21 protein-coding genes are annotated in these 24770 nt (G+C 53.8%); 3 read left to right on the top strand and 18 right to left on the bottom strand.

What is annotated here, in order from left to right:
* Window positions 1–203 precede the first annotated feature (203 nt).
* From KVT34_RS03330 to KVT34_RS03270, 13 genes are all read right to left on the bottom strand, one after another.
* Window positions 204–1064: a carbohydrate ABC transporter permease gene (locus KVT34_RS03330; RefSeq protein WP_217556663.1), complete on the bottom strand. Its 861-nt coding sequence runs from the start codon at window positions 1062–1064 to the stop codon at window positions 204–206.
* 13 nt (window positions 1065–1077) lie between these two features.
* Window positions 1078–1998 carry an ABC transporter permease gene (locus KVT34_RS03325; RefSeq protein ID WP_217556662.1) on the bottom strand — a complete coding sequence of 307 codons (921 nt, stop codon included), beginning with the start codon at window positions 1996–1998 and terminating at the stop codon, window positions 1078–1080.
* 188 nt (window positions 1999–2186) lie between these two features.
* The gene (locus tag KVT34_RS03320; RefSeq protein WP_217556661.1) at window positions 2187–4472 is read right to left on the bottom strand and encodes a helix-turn-helix domain-containing protein; all 2286 of its coding nucleotides are present in this window, start codon (window positions 4470–4472) and stop codon (window positions 2187–2189) included.
* 315 nt (window positions 4473–4787) lie between these two features.
* The gene (locus KVT34_RS03315) at window positions 4788–5225 is read right to left on the bottom strand and encodes a GNAT family N-acetyltransferase (RefSeq protein WP_217556660.1); all 438 of its coding nucleotides are present in this window, start codon (window positions 5223–5225) and stop codon (window positions 4788–4790) included.
* 91 nt (window positions 5226–5316) lie between these two features.
* A complete protein-coding gene (cysC, locus tag KVT34_RS03310; protein ID WP_217556659.1) occupies window positions 5317–5850 on the bottom strand; it encodes an adenylyl-sulfate kinase in 534 nt (177 codons plus the stop codon).
* Window positions 5834–6751 carry an STM4011 family radical SAM protein gene (locus KVT34_RS03305; RefSeq protein WP_217556657.1) on the bottom strand — a complete coding sequence of 306 codons (918 nt, stop codon included), beginning with the start codon at window positions 6749–6751 and terminating at the stop codon, window positions 5834–5836. Before KVT34_RS03305 ends, cysC begins: the two co-directional genes overlap by 17 nt.
* A complete protein-coding gene (locus tag KVT34_RS03300; RefSeq protein ID WP_217556655.1) occupies window positions 6748–8148 on the bottom strand; it encodes an STM4012 family radical SAM protein in 1401 nt (466 codons plus the stop codon). Before KVT34_RS03300 ends, KVT34_RS03305 begins: the two co-directional genes overlap by 4 nt.
* Before the next feature lie 26 nt (window positions 8149–8174).
* A complete protein-coding gene (locus KVT34_RS03295; RefSeq protein ID WP_217556653.1) occupies window positions 8175–8957 on the bottom strand; it encodes an STM4013/SEN3800 family hydrolase in 783 nt (260 codons plus the stop codon).
* Complete coding sequence (locus KVT34_RS03290) at window positions 8954–10321, bottom strand: STM4014 family protein (RefSeq protein ID WP_254634588.1); 1368 nt, start codon at window positions 10319–10321, stop codon at window positions 8954–8956. The genes KVT34_RS03295 and KVT34_RS03290 overlap by 4 nt, the downstream gene beginning before the upstream one ends.
* Before the next feature lie 17 nt (window positions 10322–10338).
* Window positions 10339–11184 carry an STM4015 family protein gene (locus tag KVT34_RS03285; RefSeq protein ID WP_217556652.1) on the bottom strand — a complete coding sequence of 282 codons (846 nt, stop codon included), beginning with the start codon at window positions 11182–11184 and terminating at the stop codon, window positions 10339–10341.
* A gap of 442 nt (window positions 11185–11626) precedes the next feature.
* On the bottom strand, window positions 11627–12877 hold the full coding sequence (locus tag KVT34_RS03280) for an MFS transporter (RefSeq protein WP_217556651.1): 1251 nt from the start codon (window positions 12875–12877) through the stop codon (window positions 11627–11629).
* A gap of 15 nt (window positions 12878–12892) precedes the next feature.
* Window positions 12893–13711, bottom strand: coding sequence for an MBL fold metallo-hydrolase (locus tag KVT34_RS03275; RefSeq protein WP_217556650.1), 819 nt, complete (start codon window positions 13709–13711; stop codon window positions 12893–12895).
* A gap of 38 nt (window positions 13712–13749) precedes the next feature.
* Entirely contained in the window at window positions 13750–14250 is a 501-nt protein-coding gene (locus KVT34_RS03270) for an MgtC/SapB family protein (protein ID WP_217557240.1), read from the bottom strand.
* A gap of 347 nt (window positions 14251–14597) precedes the next feature.
* On the opposite strand from KVT34_RS03270, the gene KVT34_RS03265 reads away from it, so the two are divergent.
* Window positions 14598–16769, top strand: a complete 2172-nt coding sequence (locus tag KVT34_RS03265; RefSeq protein WP_217556649.1) for an extracellular solute-binding protein — start codon at window positions 14598–14600, stop codon at window positions 16767–16769.
* On the opposite strand, the gene KVT34_RS03260 is transcribed toward KVT34_RS03265, so the two are convergent.
* The 4 genes from KVT34_RS03260 to KVT34_RS03245 form a co-directional block, all read right to left on the bottom strand.
* On the bottom strand, window positions 16764–16916 hold the full coding sequence (locus tag KVT34_RS03260) for an AraC family transcriptional regulator (protein WP_217556648.1): 153 nt from the start codon (window positions 16914–16916) through the stop codon (window positions 16764–16766). The genes KVT34_RS03265 and KVT34_RS03260 overlap by 6 nt on opposite strands.
* A 66-nt stretch (window positions 16917–16982) precedes the next feature.
* Window positions 16983–18614, bottom strand: coding sequence for an extracellular solute-binding protein (locus KVT34_RS03255; protein ID WP_217556646.1), 1632 nt, complete (start codon window positions 18612–18614; stop codon window positions 16983–16985).
* A gap of 89 nt (window positions 18615–18703) precedes the next feature.
* On the bottom strand, window positions 18704–19591 hold the full coding sequence (locus tag KVT34_RS03250) for a carbohydrate ABC transporter permease (RefSeq protein WP_217556645.1): 888 nt from the start codon (window positions 19589–19591) through the stop codon (window positions 18704–18706).
* Between the two features lie 16 nt (window positions 19592–19607).
* Entirely contained in the window at window positions 19608–20591 is a 984-nt protein-coding gene (locus KVT34_RS03245; protein ID WP_217556644.1) for an ABC transporter permease, read from the bottom strand.
* 190 nt (window positions 20592–20781) lie between these two features.
* Here KVT34_RS03245 and KVT34_RS03240 point away from each other — a divergent pair, with 190 nt between their 5' ends.
* Window positions 20782–23355, top strand: a complete 2574-nt coding sequence (locus KVT34_RS03240; protein WP_217556643.1) for a helix-turn-helix domain-containing protein — start codon at window positions 20782–20784, stop codon at window positions 23353–23355.
* A gap of 51 nt (window positions 23356–23406) precedes the next feature.
* On the opposite strand, the gene KVT34_RS03235 is transcribed toward KVT34_RS03240, so the two are convergent.
* Window positions 23407–23796 carry a hypothetical protein gene (locus KVT34_RS03235; protein ID WP_217556642.1) on the bottom strand — a complete coding sequence of 130 codons (390 nt, stop codon included), beginning with the start codon at window positions 23794–23796 and terminating at the stop codon, window positions 23407–23409.
* A gap of 325 nt (window positions 23797–24121) precedes the next feature.
* Here KVT34_RS03235 and KVT34_RS03230 point away from each other — a divergent pair, with 325 nt between their 5' ends.
* Entirely contained in the window at window positions 24122–24664 is a 543-nt protein-coding gene (locus KVT34_RS03230) for a DUF1697 domain-containing protein (protein ID WP_217556641.1), read from the top strand.
* The last annotated feature ends 106 nt before the right edge of the window (window positions 24665–24770 follow it).

Raw genomic sequence — 24770 nt, 5'->3', positions numbered from 1 at the left:
TAGTCCTGCTGATTCTGCCGGTTCTGCTGATCTTGCTGGTCGCGCTTGTCAGAATGGTTACGCTGCCCGTACCGGAAGCACAAGCGCTGCCGCAGTTGCCAGGGCGAACTGGACTCACGTTCTTTGCTGCTGCCCCGCATACCGCAGACTTTACTTTATAGCCATGAATTCCCACGGGAATTCAGAACTATCTCCACATCCGCCTAGCCTTTGATGCCGCCGATCATACTGCCCTGTACGAAATATTTCTGGATAAACGGATACACGCACAGAATCGGAAGGGTGGCGATCATGATCATGGCGTATTTAAGCGTCTCCAGGTGATTCAGATCCCCCTCGCCCTGAACGCTCGTTCCGGCGATAAGAATGTTGCGCAGCATAATCTGCAAGGGATACATGCTCCTGTCATTCAGGTAAATCAGCGCATCGAAGAAAGCGTTCCACTGGTTGACCGCGGTGAACAGGCCGATCGTGGCCATAACGGGCATGGAAAGCGGCAAAACGATGCGCAGCAGCACCTGAAAGGAACTACAGCCGTCGATTGTGGCGGCGTCCTCCAGCTCTTCGGGCAGCGCTTCGAAGAACGTCCGCATGATAAACAAGTACCACGTCGAAATCAGGGACGGCAGGACGATGGCCCAGATCGTATCGAGCATACCGAGCTTTTGAACGACCAGGAAGGTCGGAATCATGCCCCCGCTGAACAGCAGCGTAAACGCGGCCAGGAGCAGAATGGTCCTCCGGCCCGGAAGCCATTTTTTCGATAAAGGATAAGCCATCGCCGCCGTCACGATCAGGGTAAGCGCCACATGAAGAACGGTGTAGCGGATCGTATTCCAGTAGCTGATCCACAGATCGGGGTTGGTGACGAGCCGTTCGTAGGCGACCAGCGTGACCTGCTTCGGAAAAAGCAGCACCTCTCCGCTCGCCACCAGGGCGTTATTCGAAATCGACGCCGAGAACACGTACACCATCGGGTAGATCATAACGACGACGAGCAGCAGCATCAGAATGATGTTGAGCGTGTCAAACACTCTGGAGCCCAGGCTGGTTTTGATTTTCATCGCGTTCCTCCTCCTACCACAGACTCGTTTCGGAATATTTGCGGACGATCCGGTTGGCCGTTACGACCAGGATAAGCCCGATGATGGACTGGAACAGGCCGACGGCCGTCGCGAAGCTGAAATCGGAATCAAGAATGCCCCGCCGGTACACGAAGGTGTTGATGACATCCGACGTTTCGTAGTTCATGGAGTTGTAGAGAAGCAAAATTTTCTGGAAGCCCGTCTCCATAAAATGACCGAGCGTCAGCACGAACAGGACGATCATGACCGGCAGCATGCCGACGAGCGTAATATGGCGGATCTGCTGGAACCGGTTCGCTCCGTCCATTTTGGCCGCTTCGTACAGCGTGGGATCGATGCCGGCGATGGCCGCCAGGTACAGAATCGTTCCCCAGCCGATCTTCTGCCAGATTTCGGAGCTTACGTAAATGGTCCGGAACCACTCGGGAATGCCCAGGAACATGACGGGTTCCGCTCCGAATACCTTCACGAGGAAATGGTTGACGACCCCGGTCGTCGGAGACAGAAACGTCACGAGAATGCCCGCGATCACTACCGTGGAGAGGAAGTGAGGCATATAGCTGACGCTCTGGACAAATCCCTTGAACCATTTGTTCCGCAGCTCGTGGAACAAAATGGCCAGCACGATCGGAGCCGGGAAATGGAACAGCAGATCGTACACGTTGAGCATGACCGTGTTGCGGATCAGCTTCCAGGAATCCGGCGTGACGTAGAAGAATTCGATAAAATGCTTCAGCCCTACGAATTTGCTTTCGAGGATGCCACGGCCGATGGAAAAATCCTGGAAAGCGATGATGATGCCGTACATGGGCACGTACTTGAAAATAATATAGTACAAAATCCCCGGAAGCATCAGCAGGTAGAGCGCTTTGTGTTTTCTGACGAGATACCAGAAGCGGGCACTCTTCGTCATGGCCTCTTCCTCCTTTCAAGTAAGCGCTTGCAAAATGGTGATGGCCTAACTATAAAGAACCCGCTCTTTCCGGTAAAGCGTACATATTTTGGCCCGGGTGCCGATTCCTCTATCCCTTGCGGGCCGTGGCTTTCCGTGTATGTTCAGGAAAAAAAAGAGACTCCGGAAAATGAGGAGTCCTCCCGCATTCACTGATGAATCGTCCGGTATTTCGCGGGGGTAATGCCTTCGTATTTCCGGAACATCCGGATAAACGAATTCCTTCCCCAGTAACCGACTTTTTCGGCGATATCGTCCATTTTCAAATCCGTTTGAAGAAGCAGTTCTTTCGCTTTGACCAGCCGGTATTTGGCGATGTATTCCACGTACTTCTCCCCGACTTCTTCCTTGAAGGTCCGGCTGAAATGGCCCACGGACATATTCATGGAGTTCGCGAACTGTTCGATCGACAACTCTTCATCGTAATGCTCATGAATATACGCCAGGATGTCGGTAAATTTGCCGGCCCGCTCATCCGGCTTGGCAGGCTGGAAAAGCAGCTCGTGAAACTCCCGGAAGCAGCCCTTCACTTCCTCCAGCGTCATGCAGGCGTTGACCTTATCGAACAGCCCCGCATAAAAAGGCACGTTGAAGTCTTTGCGGTCGGTTTCCACCGCACGTACCCATGTATTTAAAATGTCCGTGCACAAATATTTGATCTGAACGGCCGTGCCGTTTTTGCGTACGGCCTCTTCCACCATTTCGTACGCCGATTGGAGCAGCTTGTCGTAGTCGCGCGTTTTGCAGCGGTTCAAAATGCGTCCCACCTCCTGCACGCTCAGGAATGTATCGCACTGGGTCGATTCCGGCGCGCTCTGCCCGCTGCAAATCTCGACGTCGGCGCTCAGTCCGCGGCGCTGCAAAACCGACACGGCCTGCTCGTAGGACAAGTGAAGCTCCTCAATGCCGTATACCGTCCTGCCGATGCCGATCGTCGCTTTAAAATAGCTGCCGTACAACTGTAGGGCCGCCCGGATCAGGTTCGCCTCCTCCTCCGGGCTCCGGCTGAGGAACGGGTCCTTTTGAATAACGCAGACGAGCAGGTCGGACTTGATTCCGCACAGCCAGATCGTCGAGGGTACAAGCTGGAGAATGCGCTCTTTCAGCTCCGCCATGAGAAAAGATTTGGACGTCTCCGAAAGCCTGCCGTACACGTCCGGATCGTAGTGCAGCGCTATGCCAAGTACGGTCCGCGCCGCTTTTTTCGTATAGGTAAAACCGATTTCCCCGGCGTACGTCTCGATGGAGAGGGCGTCCCTGTATTCACCCAGCAAAATTTTGGTCACAAAATGCTCCTGCACAATCGGAAACATGCCCGTCACCCGCTGGTTAAGCTGTTTGTTTTCCGAAATGATCAGCTGCGAAAACCGTTTGATCACATCGTAATCGTTCCCTTCGCTTCGCATTTGCAGCACCTGGGCAGAGCCGTGCGATTTAAGGCCCTCTTTGATCTCCAGGATGGGCCGGTACATGCGGCGGCTCAAATAATACGAGACGAAACTCCCCACCACAATGAAAAAGGCAAGAAAAATCCAACTGATAAGCCGCGTAAGATGGGCAGGCTTCATGAGCGTAGGCAAATCGACAAGGCTCAAATAATAGGACGTGTCGTCAAAACCCGATTTGACCAGCGAAATCGCTTTGTCATTCGCAATCAGAAATTTGGACTCGCCCGGATCGGCCCCCAGGGGAGACGGAATCCGGCTTATACCGTCCGACACAACCCCGTTCGAGCTGATGATTTCTCCCCGACTGCCCACAATCGCGGTACCGGCTACCCAGTTTTCCCGAATGTTGATCAGCCGCTGCAATTTATCCCTGTTCACATCCACCACCAGATACACTTCAGGGACATTGGTATTAAACGGGTAGCTCATCAAGGCGGACAAGGCGGAGCCGTCCGGTTTCGGTTCCGTAAATTCCATCATTTTTTTGTTTGTAAACTTGGCCAGGTATGCCGCCTTCTCTTCCGCCCCCATCGGATAGCGAAAATCGAAATAGTACGACTTATCGGTATACGTATCCACATCAATGACAAGATCATGGTGAGCGAACACCAGATACGCTTTCGTCACCAGTTCATCCGACTGCAGCTTAATCAGCTGCTCCCGCAGAGCGTGGATCAGCTCCATACGCTGGGTGTTCTCGCCGGACAAATCGCCGGCTTCTTTAAGCAGGCTGCGGATATTGGAAGTGCTGAGCATGTTAATCATATTCGTTTTCAGGGAATTAAAAGCGGTATCCGTCTGTTCGGAAAAACGGCTCATAATGACGCGGTTTAATTTCTGCGCGTCCTTCTCGATCAGGGAAACGACGAGGAAATGAGCCAGCGTGCAGGCAACGATAACGGGAATCAGAATGACGACGAAATAGTTGGCGAAATGACGCCAGAACAAGGCGATACGGAAAGAACGCGGTCTCGGAATCGGAATCATGGTCTGCCTACCACCTTTTCACGGAAGGTTGAAAGAAAGGAATGCAGGAGAGAATACGGGGACAAGAAAGCACGGGGGATGAAAACCCGCATCACCGGAAACGGTCAGATAAAGGTACGGCATCCCGGCAAAATGTAATGAAAGCGTTCTCAATTTTCCCTTTAGTTGTATTATAGTGGGGGTGAAATAAAAATTCTACAATTTTATGAATTTTGAAATATTATTTTCTGTGCAACCTGAAAAAACCTATTTCCTCCGGGGGAAATAGGTTTTTAGGCGTACCGTCAGGCTATTCGTTTTGCTGCGACAGACAGGTCATAAAGGAAGGGTCATCGTAATCGTTCTCGGAGCGAAGCCCAGCGACTCATACAGATGAAGCGCGTGATTTCCGGCATACACACTGAGGCGTACTTCGGGGTATCCCTGACTTTTGAGCTGATCCACCGCTTCCTGCATGAGTTTTCTGGAGATGCCGCGTCCTCTGAAACGTTCGAGCACATAGAGCTCGTATACAAACCCGATAGTCCGGTCGGTAAACGAATCCTTGCTCTCCCCGATCAGAACCCATCCGGCCAGTCGCTCCTCTTCCGTCGCGATCAGATAATAGCAGCCTTTTTTCAGAAGGGGATCTACGAGCTGCCTCACTTTGTCCCGGTTCGGTTCGGCCTTTCCGAGCGTTCCCTCCGATAGGGCCTGCGGCGAAAGCCTCCGGATCTGCTGAATTTCCTCCGGAATCGGTTTGCGGATTTCCATCTCGTTCGCTGCCCCCTTTGCGGTCCCTTTTGCCGGGTTCCTTCTCTTCCGTACGGTATAACATACGACCCCGCAGAGCGAGTTCCTTCTTTTACACGTAAAAATCGAGCAGTCTGCGCACGTTGAGGTCCAGCGTATCCCCATTCGTACGGATAACCAGCTCCGGATTTTCCGGTACTTCGTAGGGGTCGCTGATGCCGGTAAAAGCCGGGATTTCGCCGTTACGCGCCTTCGCGTACAGCCCTTTCACATCCCTGCGCTCGCACTCCTCAAGAGGACAATCCACGAACACCTCGATGAAACGCGGCAGGTTCTGCCTGGCATACGCCCGCATTTCGCGGTATGGGCTGATCAGGCTGACCACGGTCGTGATGCCGTTGCGGTTAAGCAGACCGCTTATGAAGACGGCCCGCCGGACATTCTCCATCCGGTCTTCCCGACTGAAGCCAAGGCCCGTGCCGACCTGCCTACGGAGCTCGTCTCCGTCCAGACATTCGACGGCGTGCCCCCGGGCCGCAAGCTCCGCGGCAAGAGCCTTGGCCGTCGTGGTCTTGCCCGAACCGGAAAGTCCCGTCAGCCAGTAAGCGAGGCCGGCCGGTACCGTTTTGTTAAGCGTGTGCGTCACAACTCTCCACTCCTTCTTCATAAACGCGCGGCATCTGCCTTTGTGAACCGGCTCCAGCGATGCGTTCAAGCAGTCCGTCGCCATACCGCTTGCGAAGCTGCAGGTCCGGCATATGAATGTAGCCGATATAGCAGTCGCAGAAGTCCATTCCGCACGGGCGCGGCTGCGAAAGCGCGTCCAGGCCGTCCCGGTACAAATGGCCGATGACCCGGCGGTCTTTGTAGCAGCGCTTCACTATGCCGGGCCCCTGCACGTAGAAAACGTTGTGGCCCGTGCCGCACGCCCGTCCCCGGCTTTCGTAATCCTCTGCGTTCAGGTCGAAAAGCGGATCGAGGCTCCTCAGGAAAGCCCGGTCTTCTTCCGTGTAATAATCCCGCTTGTCTTTGAACGCATTGACCCACATATACACGTCGGAAGGCAGCGAACGACGGAGCGACTCCAGGCGTCCGAAGGCGCTTTTGACTCCTACCGATCCGACGCTGAACGGAATGGCTCGACGGTAAAGCTGCAGAACCTGTTCCAGAAATTTCTCTTCCGTCGTCTGACCGGGATGATACGTGACCCAGAAAGCGGTCTTCTTCGGGTTCAGTTCACCGGTCCAGGCAAGACCCGCGGACAAATTCGTCTGGATCGCGACTTTATCCACGTGATCCATGTGCGAGAGCCGCACCATGGCCTCCTTGTACCAGCGGTGAGTCAATCCTTCCCCGTAAGGATTGAAGAAAACCGACAGACGGTGGCCTTCGGCTCCCTGGCTCTCTGCCCAGTCCGTAAAAGCTTCGACCTGCCGCCGGTCCTTCGCCAGCGTGGCTGCACTGTCCTTGTTCTTGCTGAACGGGCAGTACGGGCAGTCGTAATTGCACGATGACAGGCTCCCCCGGTAATACAGCGTCGCCTTCATGCGAAGGTGTATCCTTCCATCCGGGCGCGGGTCTCCGGGGAGATGAACCAGTCTCCGATGGAATCGGAGAGGGCGATCCCGTCGTCCGTCAGCCGGAAGAGGCCGCCGTCTTCGTCTGCCCCGATCCCCGGGACATGCCCGGCCAGCCCCGTCTCCGTCAGCCGGTTCAGCTCCGGATAATCCTCCAGCGCCTCCGTGCCGAACCGGCGGGCGTAGGACGCGAGCCCCAGCCCCTCGCGGTGAAGGAGCGCTTTTAGAATAAAGCGCCGCTTCCGCTCCCCCTCGTCCAGGACGAAGCCGTAATCGACGAGGTCATGACGCTCCGCAGCGACATAGTCGGCGATAATGCCGGCCGTCGCGCTGCGGCTCACCGCATAGCGGGTCGCGTAGTGGACGTTCTGCGTATACGAGCGTGCGCCGCAGCCGAGACCGACCATGCCTTCTTCCTGACAGCCGTACGGCAGAAGCGTTTTGGGCGACGAGGCGCTTTCTTTGGCGAACCTCCTCATCGAATACTGCGTATACCCTGCGGCCAGGAGACGATCGCGAGCCGCCGTGTAGCAGGCCATGCGGATATCCGCGCCCCGCTGCCGGATCTCTTCGGGCTTGACGATCGTATGCTCGCGTGTGTACAGCGGGTAGATAAAGATTTCCTCCGGCTCGTAGGCAAGCGCCCGTTCCAGGGAGTACAGCCAGGTTTCCACGGTCTGGCCCGGCAGTCCGTAAATAAGATCAAGATTAAGAATCGGGAACTTGTACCGCTTCAGCTGCTCCAGCGCCTTCTCCACCACCAGGGGCATTTGCGGACGGTAAATGGCCGCAGCCTCCGCATCCACAAAGCTCTGGATGCCCATGCTCACCCGGTCCACCCGGTGAGCCTGCAAAATATCCAGGCGCTCTACGCTGACCGTCTCCGGCGAAGTTTCGACCGAGATGGAAGCTTCTCCGCTGTCCAGCCCCATAACGTCCTCCGCGATTCGGAAAACACGGTCCAGCAGCGACGGTTCCAACAGCGTAGGGGTTCCTCCTCCGACTGCAAACCGCGCGAATTTCTTGTGCGCGACATGCGGGGCCCACTCGCGGGCTTGACGTTCCAGCGCATCCACATACTGCTCGTGGACGCTAGTGCGTTTATCCGGCAGGGTAAACAAATTGCAGAAGCCGCAGCGCGCCCCGCAGAACGGGATATGCATATATAAGAAAAAGGTGTCCGCCGGCTCGTCCGCCCACAGCTCCTGCAGCGGGATTTTTCTGTCCAGCTCGCGGTAAGCCGTCTTGTGCGGATACGAATACAAATACGAGCGGTATGGCGCCGAACGAAGATTTTCTTCCCAAGCGGAAACGGACATTTCTTCATCTGACTGCACCGGTTGGTTCCTCAGTTGAGAAGAGGTCATCGGCCGTTCACTTCCTTTACGTCAATTTACAAAACAAACTCTCGGTAAGGCACGTTCCAGACCGCTTCATGCGCGAGCCGGTGGCCTTCGTAGCCGTCTTCGCCGTAGCACGTTCCGTGGTCGGAGAAAACCAGGCAGAACACGGGCCGCTCCCGCTTTCTCATCGCTTCGAACAAACGGCCCAGCTGTCCGTCCACATAACGGAGCGCGGCCCTCTGGCTCTCGACGGAATCCTTCTTCGCGCCGGGAAGGAAATAATGATTGGGCCCGTGAATCGCCGAAACGTTCAGGAACATAAACAGCTTCTCGCTTTGTTCCGTCCGTTCGAGAAGCTTGAGGGCATGATTGACCTGATGCTCGGTGGAGCGGGGGTTCGTCACCCCGAAGGTCATCCGCCAGTAGCTTTCCTGGAAATAGCCCGGGAGCACCCTGGCAAGCGGAACTTTTTTCGTAAAAAAAATTACACCCCCGATACAGACCGTCCGGTAGCCTTCTTCCTGAAGACCGGACACCAGATCGGGTGTGTCGAAGAGCCATGTATGGGGATGGGTTTTAAGCCCCGTGTTCTTGGAATGGAACAGCCGGATATGCTGCGTTTTGTCCGTTGTCGCCGGAGTCGGCAGAAAGCCGCCGAAAAAAGCGTGATGCGCCGCATACGTAAAGCTGCCGGGCGTGTGACGCTTCTCCCAGGAGCCGCCGCCGCACAGATTCGGGCAGTTGGCTTCCTCCAGCACGGCGGCGTCGTAACGCAGCGTATCCAGCGTGATCATCAGGATATCGTGGGTGCCCACGATTTCGTTCATATTCATCGTAGCGTTCCTCCCTCGCCCGGAGATCCCGCTGCGGCTCCCGGTTTCCCGGAATTCTCCGCTACGGAAAATCCGGCGGAAGCGGCGGAACCCCTAGGGGCCGCAGCCCCGGAGGCTGCGGACCCTGCGGACTCTTCCGCCGCTTCCGCCGAGCCGCTTGCGAGCCGGCTCATCTGCCATTCGTAAGGGTCCATTCCCTTGTGAACGACCCGGTACAGCAGATCTCCGAACGGATTCATGTCAAGTATGTAAGGCGCATGCGACGCGCTGTCGAGCAGAACATCGACTCCCGCTGCGAGGGAGCGCGGAAAAGCGGCCAGCGCTTTTACGGCGCAGGCCGCAGCTTCCGCCCGGATGCCCGGCGCCAGACCGAGGTCATCCACGCTCACCCTTTCGCTGCGCAGGTGCAGGTTCGTGATCGGCGTCCGGCTGACCCGGGCGATGCTGTGGCAGGCTTCTCCCGCCACGACAAGCTGACGGATATCGAACGTCCGGTCGCCGTAAGCAGCTTTGGCGATCCACTGTTCGACGTGGGCGCCGTGCCTTAAGAGCCAGTTCAGCACCTGGCGGATCGCGGATTGATCCGTGTAACGCCGCAGCTTCATCGCGTTATAGAATACCGGGGCGCGGGCGCCGTAGTTCTCGACGCCGACGGTCGTAACCGCCTGCTCCGCGCCCGTGCGCGGGTTGATGCGGTAAGCGACGACGCCGCAGGCGCCGGAGCCGGAAGCGAGCTTCACGAAGACCCGGTGAACCCGCCGGGAGAGCATCCAATCTCGAAGCGCCTCGTAGCCCGCGATCTCCTCCGGCGGAGCCAGGAGGCGGGGCATCGGCACGCCGGCTGCGGACAGGACGCGGTGCGTCTGCCGCTTGTCGAACATGCCGGCGATGTCCTCCGGCGCGTTCGTCCACTGCGGCTGCGGCCACAGCTCCTCCGCTTCCCGCCGCAGGCGGGCGAGCAGCCGCGCAAAGCCGCGGAACCATTGGGACGGGTGGTACTGACGTCCCTCTTGCTCCGCGAGCGCGAGCGCGGACCGCACGGAGAGCGGCTGCGGATCGCTGCGGTGCCCGAACGGAAGCAGGCGGTCGCCGTGCGCCGCCTCTTCGTGGTCGGGAGCGCCGAGGGCGATCAGCCCGCGCTCTACCGCGAAGAGCTCGCCGGGCGCGTCCAGCCGCAGCAGCGGGGCCGGTTCGCCCGCCGGCTGTGACGCCGCCCCGGCGAGGCTTGCGGCCTGCGCGAGCGAGGCGCTGCCGTCCAGCAGCCCGGCGTACGGCAGCACGACGGCCGGGGGCAGCCCCAGCTTCGCTCTGGCGTTCTGCAGCCCCGCCGTGCGGCGGTTGTCCGGGTTGCCGATCAGGATCATCCTCTGAGGCACGGCCGTTATTCCGTAAGCGACGGGTACCGGTAATCGTCGTCTTCGTCCATATCCTGCTGGTCGTCCGTGTTCACGTTAAGGCCGGACGATTTCCAGCGGTTAACCATTTCATCGGACATATAATGATGGCTTAAGTCCAGATATTGAAGCTTCTTCACTTTTTCGCTGTTTAAGAGCGCTTCCGCCCCGGTATCGGACAAAGTTCCGTCGGACATATCGAGCGTGTGCAGCCCGTCCAGAATCGGCGCATCGGCCAGCGCGATCGCCAGCTCGTCCTGAATTTCGCTGTTTTTGAGACCGAGGTAAGTGAGTTCCGGGAATTTGCCGGGCTCCGTCAGCTTGAGCACATCTTCCAGGCTGGCGTCGAACCCGTATTCGTCCACGCCGAGATACAGCTCCAGCTTTTTCAGACGAGGGAAAGACCCTTCGTAAATTTGATGAATCACGTCCTTGCCGAGGCCGCCGCAAATAATGGTCAGCTCCTCCAAGTTTTCATGGCGGGCCGGGTTCAGATCCAGTCCCGTGCTTCCTTTGATCGTAAACGACCGCAGTGCCGGGTAAGCCTCCAGCAGAGGAGCCAGGTTAGTCTGCATAATCCAGGACACTTCGCATTCCTCGAAGCTCATGTCGCCGATAAACAGACTCGTCAGTTTCGGAAACCGGTCTTTCAGCGCGACAAGCGTCTCGACGGTTTCTTCGGAATCGTTCTCGTAAGCACCGCCCCAATCGCCGATAATGAGGCTTGTGAGTTCCCCGCTTTGCGGGCTGTTCGCAAGTTCCTCGAGCAAATCTTTCATTTTCTTGCCGTTTTCATACTGGTCGTAATCGATTGATAGTTTCACTTCGGACATCTAAGTCCCTCCCATGTCAACTTTTTCCTTCTATGTACGATATAATCCTTACTATAAACGATACTAAAAAAGACTTGCAAACATTTCCGGGCAACCGGGCACGTCTCCCGTCTTGTTTTCCTTTCGTTTTGTAAGGTCTGTTTCGTATGGAAGCCCCACCGGATGCCGGTTTTAAATGATGGATAATTTCTTTCTAGAATGAATTTATTCGTAAAAAAACCGCCGCGTGCAGGGCACGGCGATCGAATGGACTGCCGGGCCAAGAGACAGTAGCCGCACCGACAGGCAGTTGCTTCCCCGGGGAACCGGTAATGTTGACAAAAAATATCGCCGCAAAATAAAAAATCCGCTCCTGGCGGATTCCAAAACATGAACTAAAATGCTAAGAAAAAGGCTAACGACCTTATCGGCAACCTTTTTCCACAGCATTTCGGCTCCTTTATTACACGGCCTTTAACTCCGAAACCGCACCTTCTTCCGCATTCTTCTTCTGGAATATCATGCCTTTATCCTTGAAGAACAGGAAGAACACCAGCGCGACGACAGCCGCCACGACAGCGGGGTAAATCCAGAACTGCTGCCACTGCTTCAGCGCAGCCGCCCCTTGATCCACGACCGTATGATTGAAGATATAACCTGTGACCGAAGAAGCGAACAACAGCCCGAGCCCGTTCGAGATCATGAACTTCAAGCTCTGTGCCTGCGCTTTAATCGTTACGTCCGCTTTATTGTCCACATAGATGTCTCCAGCCGTGAAGAAGAAATCCCAACAAATCCCTTGCAGTGCCAGCGCAATGACGATAACGAAAATGCCTGCATCGACTGCCGCGAAGGAGAACAACAACGAACGAAGAACCCACGTGATCGCGCCCCACAGGATAATCTTTTTGAATCCGAATTTAAAGAGAAACAGAGAGAGTAAGAACATAAAGATAACTTCCGTTGCAATACCGATTTGCATAATCGTAGCTGCATTATTAAACCCTAGCGCGCCCAGGAATACCGGCACATAAGCACTGTAAGCTGTTTTAGGAATCATTAAGAAAATCGTACAGGCCATGAATACCGTAAAATTCTTATCCTTGAACAATGCGAGCGCATCAAGACAGAGCAGGTCCTTGATCAGGAACTTCTTACCCTTGCCGGCTGCCGGTGTATTCGGAAGCGTGAAGCAATAGATCCCGAGCACAATGGCAGAAATTGCTGCAATTTTGAAGGTCATAATACTGCCCGAGAAGCCCATCTGTCCGAGCAGAAACCCGATCACCATAAAACCGAATGTTCCGAACACCCGAATCACCGGAAATGTTTTGGCGCCGTGAATATGTCTGAAGCTGATGCTATTCGACAGTCCCGTCGTAGGATAGAACAACACACCGACGATAAAGAGCAATACGAGGAACATCGTCGCGTTGCCCGATTGAATCTGAGCCGGAATCGCTAGCAGCACACAAGCATTGACAATATGCAGGATGCCCATAATTTTCTGGGAGGCGATAAACCGGTCCGCAACCATCCCGATGAACAGCGGCGACAGAATTGTCGCGATGCCCAGCAACGCATAAGAAGTACCGATGATGGAAGATAAGCCCGATGTGCTGAGAACTAATCCTAAAGTCATATTCCAAGCGCCTTGGACGAAATATTGCAGAAACATCATGATTAACAGTCTCGGAACGATCGTAGTCTTCATGTGTAGTATCCCCTATTAAATAAATTTGATGAGACCGTCGTAAGCCACTTCGATACCGAGAGGCTTGAATATGTCCACAAGCTCGTCATGCATGAAACCGCTGTTATGAGATAAGTGCGAGACGATGATCTGGCTCGATGCCGAGTGAATGCCGCTATCCAGCAATCGCTTCCGTGTCTCCAACACGGTCTCAATGCTCATATGACCATCGGAATGCGGATTCTGATTGTAACCATGTGTACATTCGAGTACCGTCAGATCGATATGCTTGTCCGCAAGCCACGACCACGTCAATTCCGGAAACCATCCTGAATCGTGACCATACAGCAATGTCTTGCCTTCCTTTTCGATAAAATAGATCAGACACGTCTCCCACTTCGCATGATTGGCGAGAAGCGGCGTAATGCGCGCTCCGCCGGACTCTACTGTCACGAATGGAATCATCCGAGTGAATTGAAACCGCTCCGGACTATAACCGGACAACACATCCAGACACCCCATAACAGCACGATCATTCCCGAAAATATGCAGCGGATGCGTAACGTGGTGACCATACCCTTCCATCCGACTGAACAAATCACCTGCGTTAAAATGATCAGGGTGCGTATGCGTGAAGAGCAATGCCGAAATCCGAGTAACATCCACATCATCCCGCATGACTTGGTAGCTGTATTCCGGCGGGAAATCAATTTGCATCGTATCATCAACAATCGCAGCCGACCGCGTTCTTCTATTTTTCCCTTTCTCGCTTCTCGTCTTCTCGCAAACCTCACATTTGCAAAATGGATTCGGTATTCCTTCTGACGCGGCAGACCCTAGAAAATGAACTTTCATACAAATATCTCCTTTTCGATTCGCGGATATGCAGGAATTCAGATACACTCTTTCTCATGTTGTATCCTAACAGCATCACTGTCGCTTCTTGATTTCCGATCATCTCCCGGATTGTTCATTGGAAGAGATCGACTGATTCTTGCGAGGAAAAAAGTTAAGACGACGGAGAAAATGACGATGCCGTAATACCCCGCTCCAATGCCAATTCCGACGCCGCCTGAAAAAAATATCATCGCCGCCGATGTCAGCCCCTTAACCCGTTCCCCATCCTTAAGAATGACCCCCGCTCCGATAAATCCTAAGCCGGATACGATTTGAGCCGTTAGCCGCATCGGGTCGGCGCGCATGAGTTGACCCGCTTCATTGTAATGACTGGCGGTAGAGATGGAGATAATCGTAATTAATGTACAAGCCACTGAGGTATAGGTATACGTCTTCATACCGGCGGGCTTATGTTTATGTGATCGATCCCAGCCAATAAACAGGCCCATCAATGCACTCGCAAGGATTCTGACATACATCTCCCAATGTCCGAACATTTGGCCATATTGGATTGGATCCACAGCGTTCCTCTCCCCCTTAATCATGATGTCGTGAAAATCTTGATCAGCCTCACTGAAAAACGACCAATCCATGTATAATGTTAACGCTTTCTTGAATAGAATTCTAACATATTATTGGAACGTGTCAATAAATATTTGAGGGTTTGTTTTCAGATTTACTTGAATGAATTACATAAAACGCTGCAAAAACAATACTCAAACATTCATTCTGAGCGCTTTTAAATATTGGAACGTGTCAAAAATTTTATGTGTGATGGCATGTTATAAGAAGACCCGATATAATTAATTTAGCCAAATATTATCAAAAAGGGGTAGGATGAAGCATGCCTACAATCAAAGATATCGCCAAAGCTGCGGGGGTGTCGCATGGAACGGTATCGAATGTGCTGAACGGAAGAGGAAATGTAAGTCTGGAGAAAATCACTCTCGTGGAAGAAGCCGCTCGTAAAATGGGTTACCAGATCCACGCGCGGGCTAAATCTTTACGTGAAGGAAGCACGACAACCGTCTCCCTCATCTTGCCCAACATTTCATCGGATTCCTACAACAAGCTATATATCGCAATCCATAGCACCCTTCTCCGTGCGGGGTTCACGACAAATTTATATCTCACACAAAATCAGAAAGAAAATGAACAAGCCCTTCTGCAAGAAATTGCTGCCAATCGGGACTGCGCGGTAATTACGGTCTCCTGTGTGGACGATGCCATGGAATATTATGACCTGCTCGGCATTCCACGGGAGAACATCATTTTTGTCTATCGTAAATTGCTAAACACCATGAAATTCGCCAGCTTCGATGCAGGTGCATCCGGACGAGCGATTGCTCAGAAAATAAAAGAAAAAGCGCACCGGAAGATCGGAATATTCACCGATTTGCTCCGATATTCCTGTGATCGGGATTTTAGAAATGCCATCATGGAAGAACTATCACCTCAGGATGTGCGCATACATACGATTGCTGCCGCGCAATCTACGGCCTATAATCATGCATTTGATTTCTTTGCAGGGGATGGCTTCGATTGCATTGTGACCCGTGATCTGGAACGCGCACGCTATATCAAAAATGCTCATTTCTTAGGGAGTGCGGGTCAAAGTCCGGAGATATACAGCTTGGCCGATTCCGAATTTTTAACCGAGGATTTCATTCACAAGTATCACATCAATTATCAGTGGCTGGGCAAAGAAATTGCCGAGACGATTCTACGTCATGAGACGACGGGCCAGCGTGACGGAGCCCCGATCATCGGGTTGAACCGCGGGTTTATGTTCGATGATCAAGCGCCCAGTCATCCAACGGCGAACAAGACGCTGAACATTCTGACGATCCCGAGCCCAACCACGGATGCGCTCAAGAAATTAGCTCCGCATTTTAAGAAGACGACCGGTATCGATCTTCGACTAGCTATCTATTCGTTCGAAGAAATTTACGACATCTTATCCGATATCGACAACCATAAACATTACGATATCATTCGTGTTGATATGGCCGGGCTCTCTTGGTTCGCGGGCCGGACTTTAAAGCCGTTAAGCCCGGAAATGCGGAAGCTGCTGACGAATTATCCTCCACAGCTTATTGATCGGTATGCTTATGTGAACGAGATCCCTTACGCCGTACCTTTCGATCCGAGCATTCAAATGCTCTTCTACCGTAAGGATATTTTCGAAGATACCAAAGTGCGAAGAATGTTCTATGAGCAGTATAAAGCGGAGCTGCGAACGCCCCCCGACTTCGAGGCGTTCAATCGGATTTCTGCATTCTTCTCTCGAGCGAGTAACCCGGAGTCGCCTTTATCCCATGGATCCTGCGTAACGACGGGAAATTCAGAGATTATCGCTTCCGAATTCCTAGTCAGGTATTATGCCGAAGGCGGACATTTGATCCAAGAAGACAACAAGTTGGCTCTATCCAAAGAGATTGCGATTAATGCCTTGCAAAGCTATATCGATCATTTATCCATAGCTAAGAACTTACCTGCCAAATGGTGGGACGAGTCCATCTCGTTATTCGAAGACGGTCAGATCGCGATGCTCATCGTGTATATGAACTTATTCTCGAATATCGCCCACAGCGAGATCTCCCCGCTCGTCGGGTTCGCAGAGGTCCCCGGCCAACAGCCGCTGCTCGGGGGAGGCTCGCTAGGCGTATCAAAATATTGCCGGAAGGACGACGAAGTCTCAGCCTTCTTCCGTTGGTTCTATGATCATGAAATTGCCGAGCAAGTCACGCTGCTCGGCGGCGCCTCGGTCAACGATTTCGTCTACAGTAACCAGAATGTCATGGAACAATACCCTTGGCTGAAATTCGCCAAAGACTTAGAGTATCGCGGGGTTCGAGAATCCGCTTTCCCGACGGGACATAACTTCAATCTGCGGAAAGTCGAGAAGATTATCGGTCTCGGCGTGAAAGATGTGATGAATCAGATGATGAGCATGGAGGAAGCGATTGACTATATTAACGCGAGGTTATCCGAGAAAGAGTTTCTTGCCTTATAGAAGATACAGCTCATAAGGAAACAGGAAAAAGACAGGTCCATGATCGCCGCGATATTCGCCGGGTGTCTGACCTGTCTTTTGTTTACATACAAGTATGAAATACTTGGGGCTCTGGTACCCGGATAACCTCGCAACGACATGAACCATCCCCTTTATTCCTTACCGGGCTGTAATAAAAGGGAGAAGGACGTCACGCCCTCCTCCCGTTCGCCCTTACTTGCTGCTTTTATACCGCTCGTAAGACTGCTTGTAAATCTTCATGTATTCGTCCACGCCCATCTTCTGCACGGTCGCCACGTATTTGTCCCACTCGGACATCGGCTGGGAGCCGGTGATGAATTTCGCTTCCATTTCACCGATATACGTCTCCATGTCCTTGCCGACTGTCGAGCGGAATTCAGTCTCTTCTTCGGTAAAGTTGAAGTTGTTCCACAGCTCCTTCACGGCGTAAGGCTCCGCTTTTTTGCCCGTCTCCACGGATTCCGGCAGCGTTTCCGAGCCTTTGAAATATTTCTGCTGCACGTATCCCGGATAGCTCCCCCCGAGCCACGTGATGTATTTGGCCAGAGCCTGGTCCATCGTCAGGCCGTTCGGGTTTTTCGTGATTTCCTCGACGAATTCGAGCTTGCCGTCCGCCGTTTTCGTATAAGTCTGGCCTTCGATTCCCATGAAATAAAACGTCGCGCCTTCATCGCCGTAAAAATGGTCGATCCACCGCACGGTCGCTTCCGGATTCTTGTTCTTGTCCGTAATGACGAACGCGCCGGGCCATACGGCAGGCACCTTGACGTGCGAGTACAGCTGGTCGCCGTGAGGGCCTTTTAGAGCGCCGAGTCCGAAATAGCCGGTCTGGTTCATCTGGGTTTTCGGATTCGGATTGATGGTCGCGCCGAATACGCCTTTCTGTCCTTTCGCAAACAGGGCCGCCGTCTTGATCGTAAAGATTTCTTTATCGATCAAGCCTTCGGTGTACAGCTTGCGCATGTACTCGATCACTTCTTTGTAGCCGGAGTCCGTCCGGAAAAACCGCAGGTCGCCGCTTTTCGGGTCCACATCGACGAATTTGTGGCCGAGACCGCGGTTTCCGAAGCCCCACGCCCCGCGCAGCTGCTCGATCAGCGGGTTGATTCCCTCTCCCGCATATGGAATTTCATCCGCCTGCCCGTTCCCGTTCAGGTCGGTTTCTTTGATCTTTTTCAAATACTGGTAAAACTCCTCCGTCGTGGCCGGCTCCTTCATGCCCAGCTTATCCAGCCAGTCCTGCTTAACCCAGAGCGGAGTTCCGATCAGCATCGGAAGAAATTCCGGGCTGTAGAAGGAAGGGAACGAATAAATGTTGCCGTCCGGCATCGTCAGTCCCTTCTTCAAATCCGGGTATTTCTCCATCAGTTTCTTGAAGTTCGGAGCGTACTGGTCGATGAGGTCGTTCAGCTTGACGAAGGTTCCCTGCGCCCCATATTTCATCAGGTCGGAGGAAGGAACTCGGGCCGAGTAGAACGCGTCAGGATAATCCCCTCCGGCCAGCGCGAGATTGCGTTTTTCCGTCAGATTTTCAAACGGGACGAGCTGGAACTTGATGTTCATGTTGGTCATTTTGGCATATTCTTTCCAAACGAGCGTTTCTTCGAAGTTATTGCCGTTCGTCGCCGCCTTCCCCGTGAAGAAGGTGAGCGATACCGGCTCCTTGGCGATGGGCATTCCCGTCGGATTCAAATTCGCCACTTCTTTCTTGCTGTCTTTGCCGTCCGCGCTTCCCGCGCTTTCGTTTCCTCCGCTGCATGCCGACAGTACGCTTACGGCCATGGCAACGGTTAACGTCACGGCTGTCCATCTCATTTTTCTCATCAGCAAATCTTCCTCCCTTAATCCATTGTATCTATCGGCAGCCGGGGTGTCAGCCCCGGCGGACCCGAGAAGTTTTCCGTTCCTTCAAATCAGCCTTTGACCGAGCCGATCATGACGCCTTTGACAAAATACCGCTGCAGGAACGGGTACAGCATCAGCACCGGCAGATTGGCGACGATAACGACGGCGTATTTGATCGCTTCGCCCTCCATCACGTTCCGGGCATGAGAATCGTCTCCGACCCCGAGCATTTCCTGCATCTGTCCCTGAATGAGAATTTCGCGCAGAAAGAGCTGGAGAGGATACTTGTCGCGATCGGTCAAATACATCAGTCCGCTGAAATACGAATTCCAGTGGCCCACGCTGTAAAACAAGATCATCACGGCGATAATCGGCATCGAAAGCGGCAGCACGATTTTCCACAGGATGCCGAGATTGGAGCAGCCGTCGATCGAGGCCGCTTCCTGCATTTCGCCGGGGATCGAGCTCTGGAAAAAGGTCCGCATGATGATGATGTTATACACGGACACGGCTCCCGGGATAACGAGCGCCCACATCGTGTTGAGCATGCCCAGGTTTTTCACGAGCAGATAGGTCGGGACCATGCCCCCGCTGAAAAACATCGTAAACACCATAAGGGCGGAAATCGCGTTCCGTCCGGCAAAATCTTTGCGCGATAGCGGGTAAGCGGCCGCAATGGACAGAATCAGATTGATGGCTGTACCGACGACCGTATAGACGATCGTGTTCAGGTACCCCGTCAAAATTTCGTTGTTCTGAAAAATCTTCGTATAGCCCATCCACGTAATGTTTTTGGGCCACAGCCACACTTCTCCCCGCATGACGGCTTCCGGACTGCTGAAGGAGGCAACCAGAACGAAGACAAGGGGATACAGCACAATCAGGGATACGATCGTGAGCAGCGCGTACACGGCCCAGTCGAACGCTTTTTCCCGGGTGCTTTGAATGGTGTTCATCGGGCAGTCCTCCTTTCTACCACAAGCTGGTGCTGCTGACTTTGCGGGCGATCCGGTTCACGGTTAGCAGCAAAATAAAGTTAATGACGGAATTAAACAGGCCGACCGCAGCCGAATAGCTGTATTGACCGTCGATAATCCCTTTCTGGTACACATGCGTGGAAATGACGTCGGACGCCTGCATGTTCAGCGAATTTTGCATCAGATATACTTTCTCGAACCCGACGCCGAGCAGAGATCCCATATTCAGAATGAGCAAAATGGTGACCGTCGGCATAATGCCCGGCAGATTGATATGCCGGATGCGCTGCCAGCGGCTTGCCCCGTCCACCCTCGCCGCCTCATGCAGCTGCGGGTCGATTCCCGTAAGGGCGGCCAAATAAATGATGGAGCTCCAGCCCATCTGCTGCCAGACGCCGGACAGAACGTAGACGCTTTTGAACCAGGCGGGATCGGTCAGAAAGTTAACGGGTTCCCCCCGGAACCACGTCACGGCCATATTCAGCAGACCGGTCTGAGGCGAGAGAAAGATAAAGACCATGCCCACCAGAACGACCGTGGACAGAAAATGCGGCGCGTACGTGACCGTCTGGACGAACTTGCTGAACTTTTTGGAGCGGACTTCATTGATCATCAGGGCCAGAATAATCGGAACCGGAAAACCGACGACGAGCTGGTAGAGACCGATGCCCAGCGTATTCGTCAGCAGCCGCCAGAAATAATAGCTTTCGAAGAACCTCTCGAAATGTTTGAAGCCCACCCACGGGCTGCCCCAGATTCCTTTGGTCGCGATAAAATTTTTAAAGGCAATTTGTACGCCGTACATGGGAAAATACTCGAAGACCAGGAAGAAGACGAGGACCGGCAAGATAAGCAGATACAGATCCCAGTTTCTCCGGACCCGTTTAAAGACCGCGGATCGTTTCGGTTTACGGACGGCCGAAGCGGCCGGGGCTGATGCCGGAGCCGCTGTTTGTGACGATGACGCTTCTTGTGACAAATCCCCACCCCACTTTTCATGTATTCTTTCCGGAGCATACCAAACGGTGCCGCCGACGGGTATTTACACTTCTTTATCTCCTTGGCCACAGATTCGCCGGATAAAAAAAAGATAAGAATCTAAAAAATGGCTTATTTGTCCCCCGGCTTTCTTTGGATAAAATAAGAAGACAACACGGAAAGGGAGCTTGATGCGCTTGAAACGGGTCCTCCTTAACCGGCATTCGCTGGTCTACAAACTATTTTTCAGCTTTCTCGGCATTCTGCTGTTGTTTTCCGTTTTTAACGGAGTGTCCGTTTATTTCTTTAACAAGAGCATGCAAAACGAAATTATCCAGTACAACCGTCTGATGCTTAAAAATACGGCCGAACGGTACGAGACCCATTACGAACGGATCAAAACGATGCTGTTCGACCTCTATTCGAACGAAACGGTCGTGGCGTTTAACCGCCAGCTGCTGACAAAGGCGGAGCCGGATATCGACTATTGGAAGGCTTCCGAGGTGCTGAAAACGGTCCGCGCTCAGGCTTACAACCCGATGTTTTACTTGAATAATCTGCTGGTGTATTACGATTCGCATTCGCTGATCGTGGAGAAAGAAGGCAGCGTAAGCGCGCCGATGCTGTTCGAGCGCTTTTACCGGAGCGCGGATTATCCGCTTGCTTATTGGAAGGAACAGTTTGCGCGAAGCGGCAACTACGTGCTGCATCCGCAGTCGTCGTTCAACGTGACAACCTTAAACTCGTCGGTGGATGTCGGGCTGATCCCGTTCTCGTTCCGCATGCCCGGCTCCAACTATCTGGTCGTCGCCCTCCTGGACGCCCGCGCTCTTCAGGAGGCGTTCTACGGTCCCGGAGACAGCCGGGAATTTATGATCCTCCGGGAAGACGGCTCCCTGCTGTACCGCTCTTCATCCGCCTTCGGCGCCGGAGATATCCCGTCCTTCGAACCGGAAGGAGCAGGGTATGCGAAAGCGGGCGATACGTATTTTTTTGCCGAAAAAGACCCGCTCACCCGGCTTACGTATGTCACGGCGCTACCGTACGCGAATATCACGGCTAAAGTGCGGAACGCGAGCCTGACGCTGCTGCTTATTTTTGCCGCCGCCCTTCTGCTCGGCATTGCCGCCTCGCTGTTCTTCAGCCGCAGAATTCACCGGCCCGTCAAACAGATGCTCAGCTCCATTGTGAGCCGGGACCCTGTCCGGCCGAAAAGCGCGATCCGCGAATTCGATCTGATCCATCAGAACCTCCACGAGCTGATGCAGGAAAAAGAAGCCGTCCAGAAAGAGCTTCTCGGCAAAAAGTCGCTTCTGACCAGCTTCGGCTATATCAATAAATTGAAAGCGATTACATCAGATATCAACGATTGGCAGGACATCGCGGAAATGGACGACCCGTTCCGCCTCGTGCTGGCCCAGCTTCATTTCAAAGAAGGGACCGTCCCCGAAAGCCACTCTCGGCCGGACCGGATCGCCTACTATATCCGGGAGTATATCAACGTCGTCATGACCGAGCATCTCCCTCAATCTCACACGTTCCAGATCGACACGAATCAGATTTTGACACTTGTAAAAGGCGGAGATGAGCCGGAAAAACTCGGGGAAGCGCTGGAAAAGCTGAAGCCTATCCTGGACCGGGACAAAGCTTATTTTCTCGTCACGCTCGCCGTCGGTTCCGTTCACCAAGGCTCCGGCCAGTTCAACGCCGCCTACAGGCAGGCGCAGGAAATGGCGCAGCAGGCCCGGCCTCTGGACGAGTGCCAGATTATCCGCAGTCACCGCGTGTCGCCTCCTTATGCGCCGACCGCTGCCCAGGAGCAGGAGCTGTTCCGGCACATCCAGGCGGGAAATCTCGCCCACTGCGTGTCGCTGACGGATCGCATCGTGGAGCAGATGGAGAAGAAAGACGCGGGACTCGCGCAGTACCGGCAAATCGCCGAGAGCATCCTGCTCCGCGCCGCGAGAGCCGTCGAGCCGTACGGCCGCGCCGCCGCAGCCGGTGTGGCGCAGCCGGATTCGGGCGCCGAGCCGCGACAAGCGTCTCCCGCGGCGGAGGCGAGCGCTCGCCATCCGGCGGATACGCCTCCGGACGGGGGCGCGGGTGAAAGAGCCGCCGCAGCCGGCGTCTCCGGCAATATTCGGCGGACTCTGCCGCGGAATATTGCCGGAAACGGCGAGGGCACCGGCGGAGCCGGACCCGCGGTGTCCGGAGCGACCTGCGTCTGCGGCGGAGACCCTGGCACGCCTTGCGAAGCGGCCTGCGTCTGCGGCGGGGCTTGCTGCCCGGAGGAAGCTCTCTCCTTCCAGGAGCGGCACCAGCGCCGGCTGAGAACCTGCTACACGCCCGGCCAGTTCAGGCGGTTCTACGCGCAGATGTTCAAGGAAGCGGCCGGGATTATCGCCGCTGGCAAGGAAGAGCGGGATTCCGTCATCGAGTTCGTGATGAACGAGCTGGAGAACAAATTTGCGGACGATATTTCGCTCGATCTGCTGGCGGATAGGCTGAACTTGTCGGCCGCCTACTTATCCGTCTATATCAAGGAGAAGACGGGCGCCAACTTCAGCGAACAACTGAACGCCATCCGCATCCGCAGGGCGAAGGAACTGCTCGGCGATACCGGTTTGAGCGTGCAGGAGATCAGCGCGAGAATCGGTTACCGCAACGTCACTTCTTTCAACCGGATGTTCAAAAAGATGACGGGCCTTCCGCCCGGCGAATACCGCAAGAGACAGGTCATCGGCGGGGAACTTGGCGGTTTATAAAAAAAGAAAAAGCCGCATTGGCTGCGGCTTTCTTGATCTTATTTATGAACCCTACGGATTGTTTTGGATGGTCAAATGACTGCTTACCGTAGCCCCTTCGGGACTATACTTGTAGTATTCCGCATAATAGGAACATGCGGCGCTCATCCAGAAGTTGTTCGTTCCGACCCGATTATATGCTTCCCCTTTAACGGAGCCCAAATTGTTAAGAGATTTGCCTGGACAAGCCTCGTACACGTAGGCATACGCATAATTATCGTACCAGACGATCGTATCGATGGTCAGTGTGACCCTGCCGTATTGGTTGGCGCCAGGGATGGAACCTGTCCTGTCCCCGTTCTTGTCCGCAATGATCGTGCTGCTGGATGAAGCGAAGGCAGAAGACGCCAGCGTAAGGGATAAAAGACCTGTCAGTACGACTGAAACCAATTTTTTGTTCATAACAACCTCCTAGTAACTGGTTTTTTGTATACATCTAAGAGTTTAAAGGATTAATATATAAATGCTTTATATATAAAATCCGACTTAATAATTACTAAATTTCCAATTATAAGCGGGTAAGAATCGTTCACAAACGGTACAAGCTGCTGCATAAAAAAAGCGATCTTCTACGCCCGGAGAGTGTTCGGGATGCCGATCGCCTGAGGTATTTCCTTTATGGAGATATTTGCAATCGACGGCGAAATGATGGTGGCCCGTTCTCTCTCACTCTCCCTTCACAGCCCGTACATGCTATACTGGATCAAAAAAGAATCGGGGATGAATCATGACGACGTACCTCGCCTTATTGAGGGGAATTAACGTAAGCGGCCAGAAGCTGATCAAAATGGCCGAACTCAAGAACATGTTTGAAGCGATGGGCTTTCTCGCGGTAAAAACCTATATCCAAAGCGGCAACGTTCTGTTCCGTTCAGACCTCGCGAATTCAGAAGAGGCGCTCCGGGAGCGGATTGAAGATGAAATCGCCGCCGTCTTCGGCTTCCAGGTGTCCGTTATTGTACGAACGGCGGAAGAATGGGAGCAGATTATCCGGGACTGCCCCTACGACGCGGCAGATTTGAAAGAAGGCGAGAGCATTTACGTGACGCTGCTGGCAGACCGGCCTGCTCCCGAAGATTGGAATCGTGTGCCTGACCCCGATCCCCGCCTGGAGGAATACCAGGCGGGCGGACGCGAGGTCTACCTTCTATTTCATCAGAGCATTCGCGATTCCAAGCTTGCCGCCAGCCTGCATAAGATGAAAACCCCCGCAACGACGCGGAACTGGAACACGATGAACAAGCTGCTTGCGTTGGCCCGTTCCCTCTAAGCCGTCACTTTTCCGAAGGCAGCCTTATCTCCTTTCCGCATCCCGGACGGGTCGGGACGAATGAGGTCTGCGAAAACAAAGAAAGCCGCCCATCGGCGGCATTCTT

This window comes from Paenibacillus sp. GbtcB18, assembly GCF_019091125.1.
Classification (GTDB): Bacteria; Bacillota; Bacilli; order Paenibacillales; family NBRC-103111; genus Paenibacillus_F; species Paenibacillus_F chitinolyticus.
Note: the sequence above shows the minus strand (reverse complement) of the source record. Positions and strands in the feature narration are given on the sequence as shown.

Bases quoted from the DNA above. Each gene is read 5' to 3' on its own strand.
- KVT34_RS03330 (WP_217556663.1), bottom strand. From the start codon at position 1,064: ATGAAAATCAAAACCAGCCTGGGCTCCAGAGTGTTTGACACGCTCAAC.
- KVT34_RS03305 (WP_217556657.1), bottom strand. From the start codon at position 6,751: ATGAAGGCGACGCTGTATTACCGGGGGAGCCTGTCATCGTGCAATTAC.
- KVT34_RS03300 (WP_217556655.1), bottom strand. From the start codon at position 8,148: ATGACCTCTTCTCAACTGAGGAACCAACCGGTGCAGTCAGATGAAGAA.
- KVT34_RS03320 (WP_217556661.1), bottom strand. From the start codon at position 4,472: ATGATTCCGATTCCGAGACCGCGTTCTTTCCGTATCGCCTTGTTCTGG.
- KVT34_RS03270 (WP_217557240.1), bottom strand. From the start codon at position 14,250: ATGTTCGGACATTGGGAGATGTATGTCAGAATCCTTGCGAGTGCATTG.
- KVT34_RS03280 (WP_217556651.1), bottom strand. From the start codon at position 12,877: ATGAAGACTACGATCGTTCCGAGACTGTTAATCATGATGTTTCTGCAA.
- KVT34_RS03250 (WP_217556645.1), bottom strand. From the start codon at position 19,591: ATGAACACCATTCAAAGCACCCGGGAAAAAGCGTTCGACTGGGCCGTG.
- KVT34_RS03285 (WP_217556652.1), bottom strand. From the start codon at position 11,184: ATGTCCGAAGTGAAACTATCAATCGATTACGACCAGTATGAAAACGGC.
- KVT34_RS03260 (WP_217556648.1), bottom strand. From the start codon at position 16,916: ATGGTTCATGTCGTTGCGAGGTTATCCGGGTACCAGAGCCCCAAGTAT.
- KVT34_RS03315 (WP_217556660.1), bottom strand. From the start codon at position 5,225: ATGGAAATCCGCAAACCGATTCCGGAGGAAATTCAGCAGATCCGGAGG.
- KVT34_RS03240 (WP_217556643.1), top strand. From the start codon at position 20,782: ATGCGCTTGAAACGGGTCCTCCTTAACCGGCATTCGCTGGTCTACAAA.
- KVT34_RS03290 (WP_254634588.1), bottom strand. From the start codon at position 10,321: ATGATCCTGATCGGCAACCCGGACAACCGCCGCACGGCGGGGCTGCAG.
- KVT34_RS03325 (WP_217556662.1), bottom strand. From the start codon at position 1,998: ATGACGAAGAGTGCCCGCTTCTGGTATCTCGTCAGAAAACACAAAGCG.
- KVT34_RS03275 (WP_217556650.1), bottom strand. From the start codon at position 13,711: ATGAAAGTTCATTTTCTAGGGTCTGCCGCGTCAGAAGGAATACCGAAT.
- KVT34_RS03265 (WP_217556649.1), top strand. From the start codon at position 14,598: ATGCCTACAATCAAAGATATCGCCAAAGCTGCGGGGGTGTCGCATGGA.
- KVT34_RS03230 (WP_217556641.1), top strand. From the start codon at position 24,122: ATGACGACGTACCTCGCCTTATTGAGGGGAATTAACGTAAGCGGCCAG.
- KVT34_RS03255 (WP_217556646.1), bottom strand. From the start codon at position 18,614: ATGAGAAAAATGAGATGGACAGCCGTGACGTTAACCGTTGCCATGGCC.
- KVT34_RS03295 (WP_217556653.1), bottom strand. From the start codon at position 8,957: ATGAATATGAACGAAATCGTGGGCACCCACGATATCCTGATGATCACG.
- KVT34_RS03235 (WP_217556642.1), bottom strand. From the start codon at position 23,796: ATGAACAAAAAATTGGTTTCAGTCGTACTGACAGGTCTTTTATCCCTT.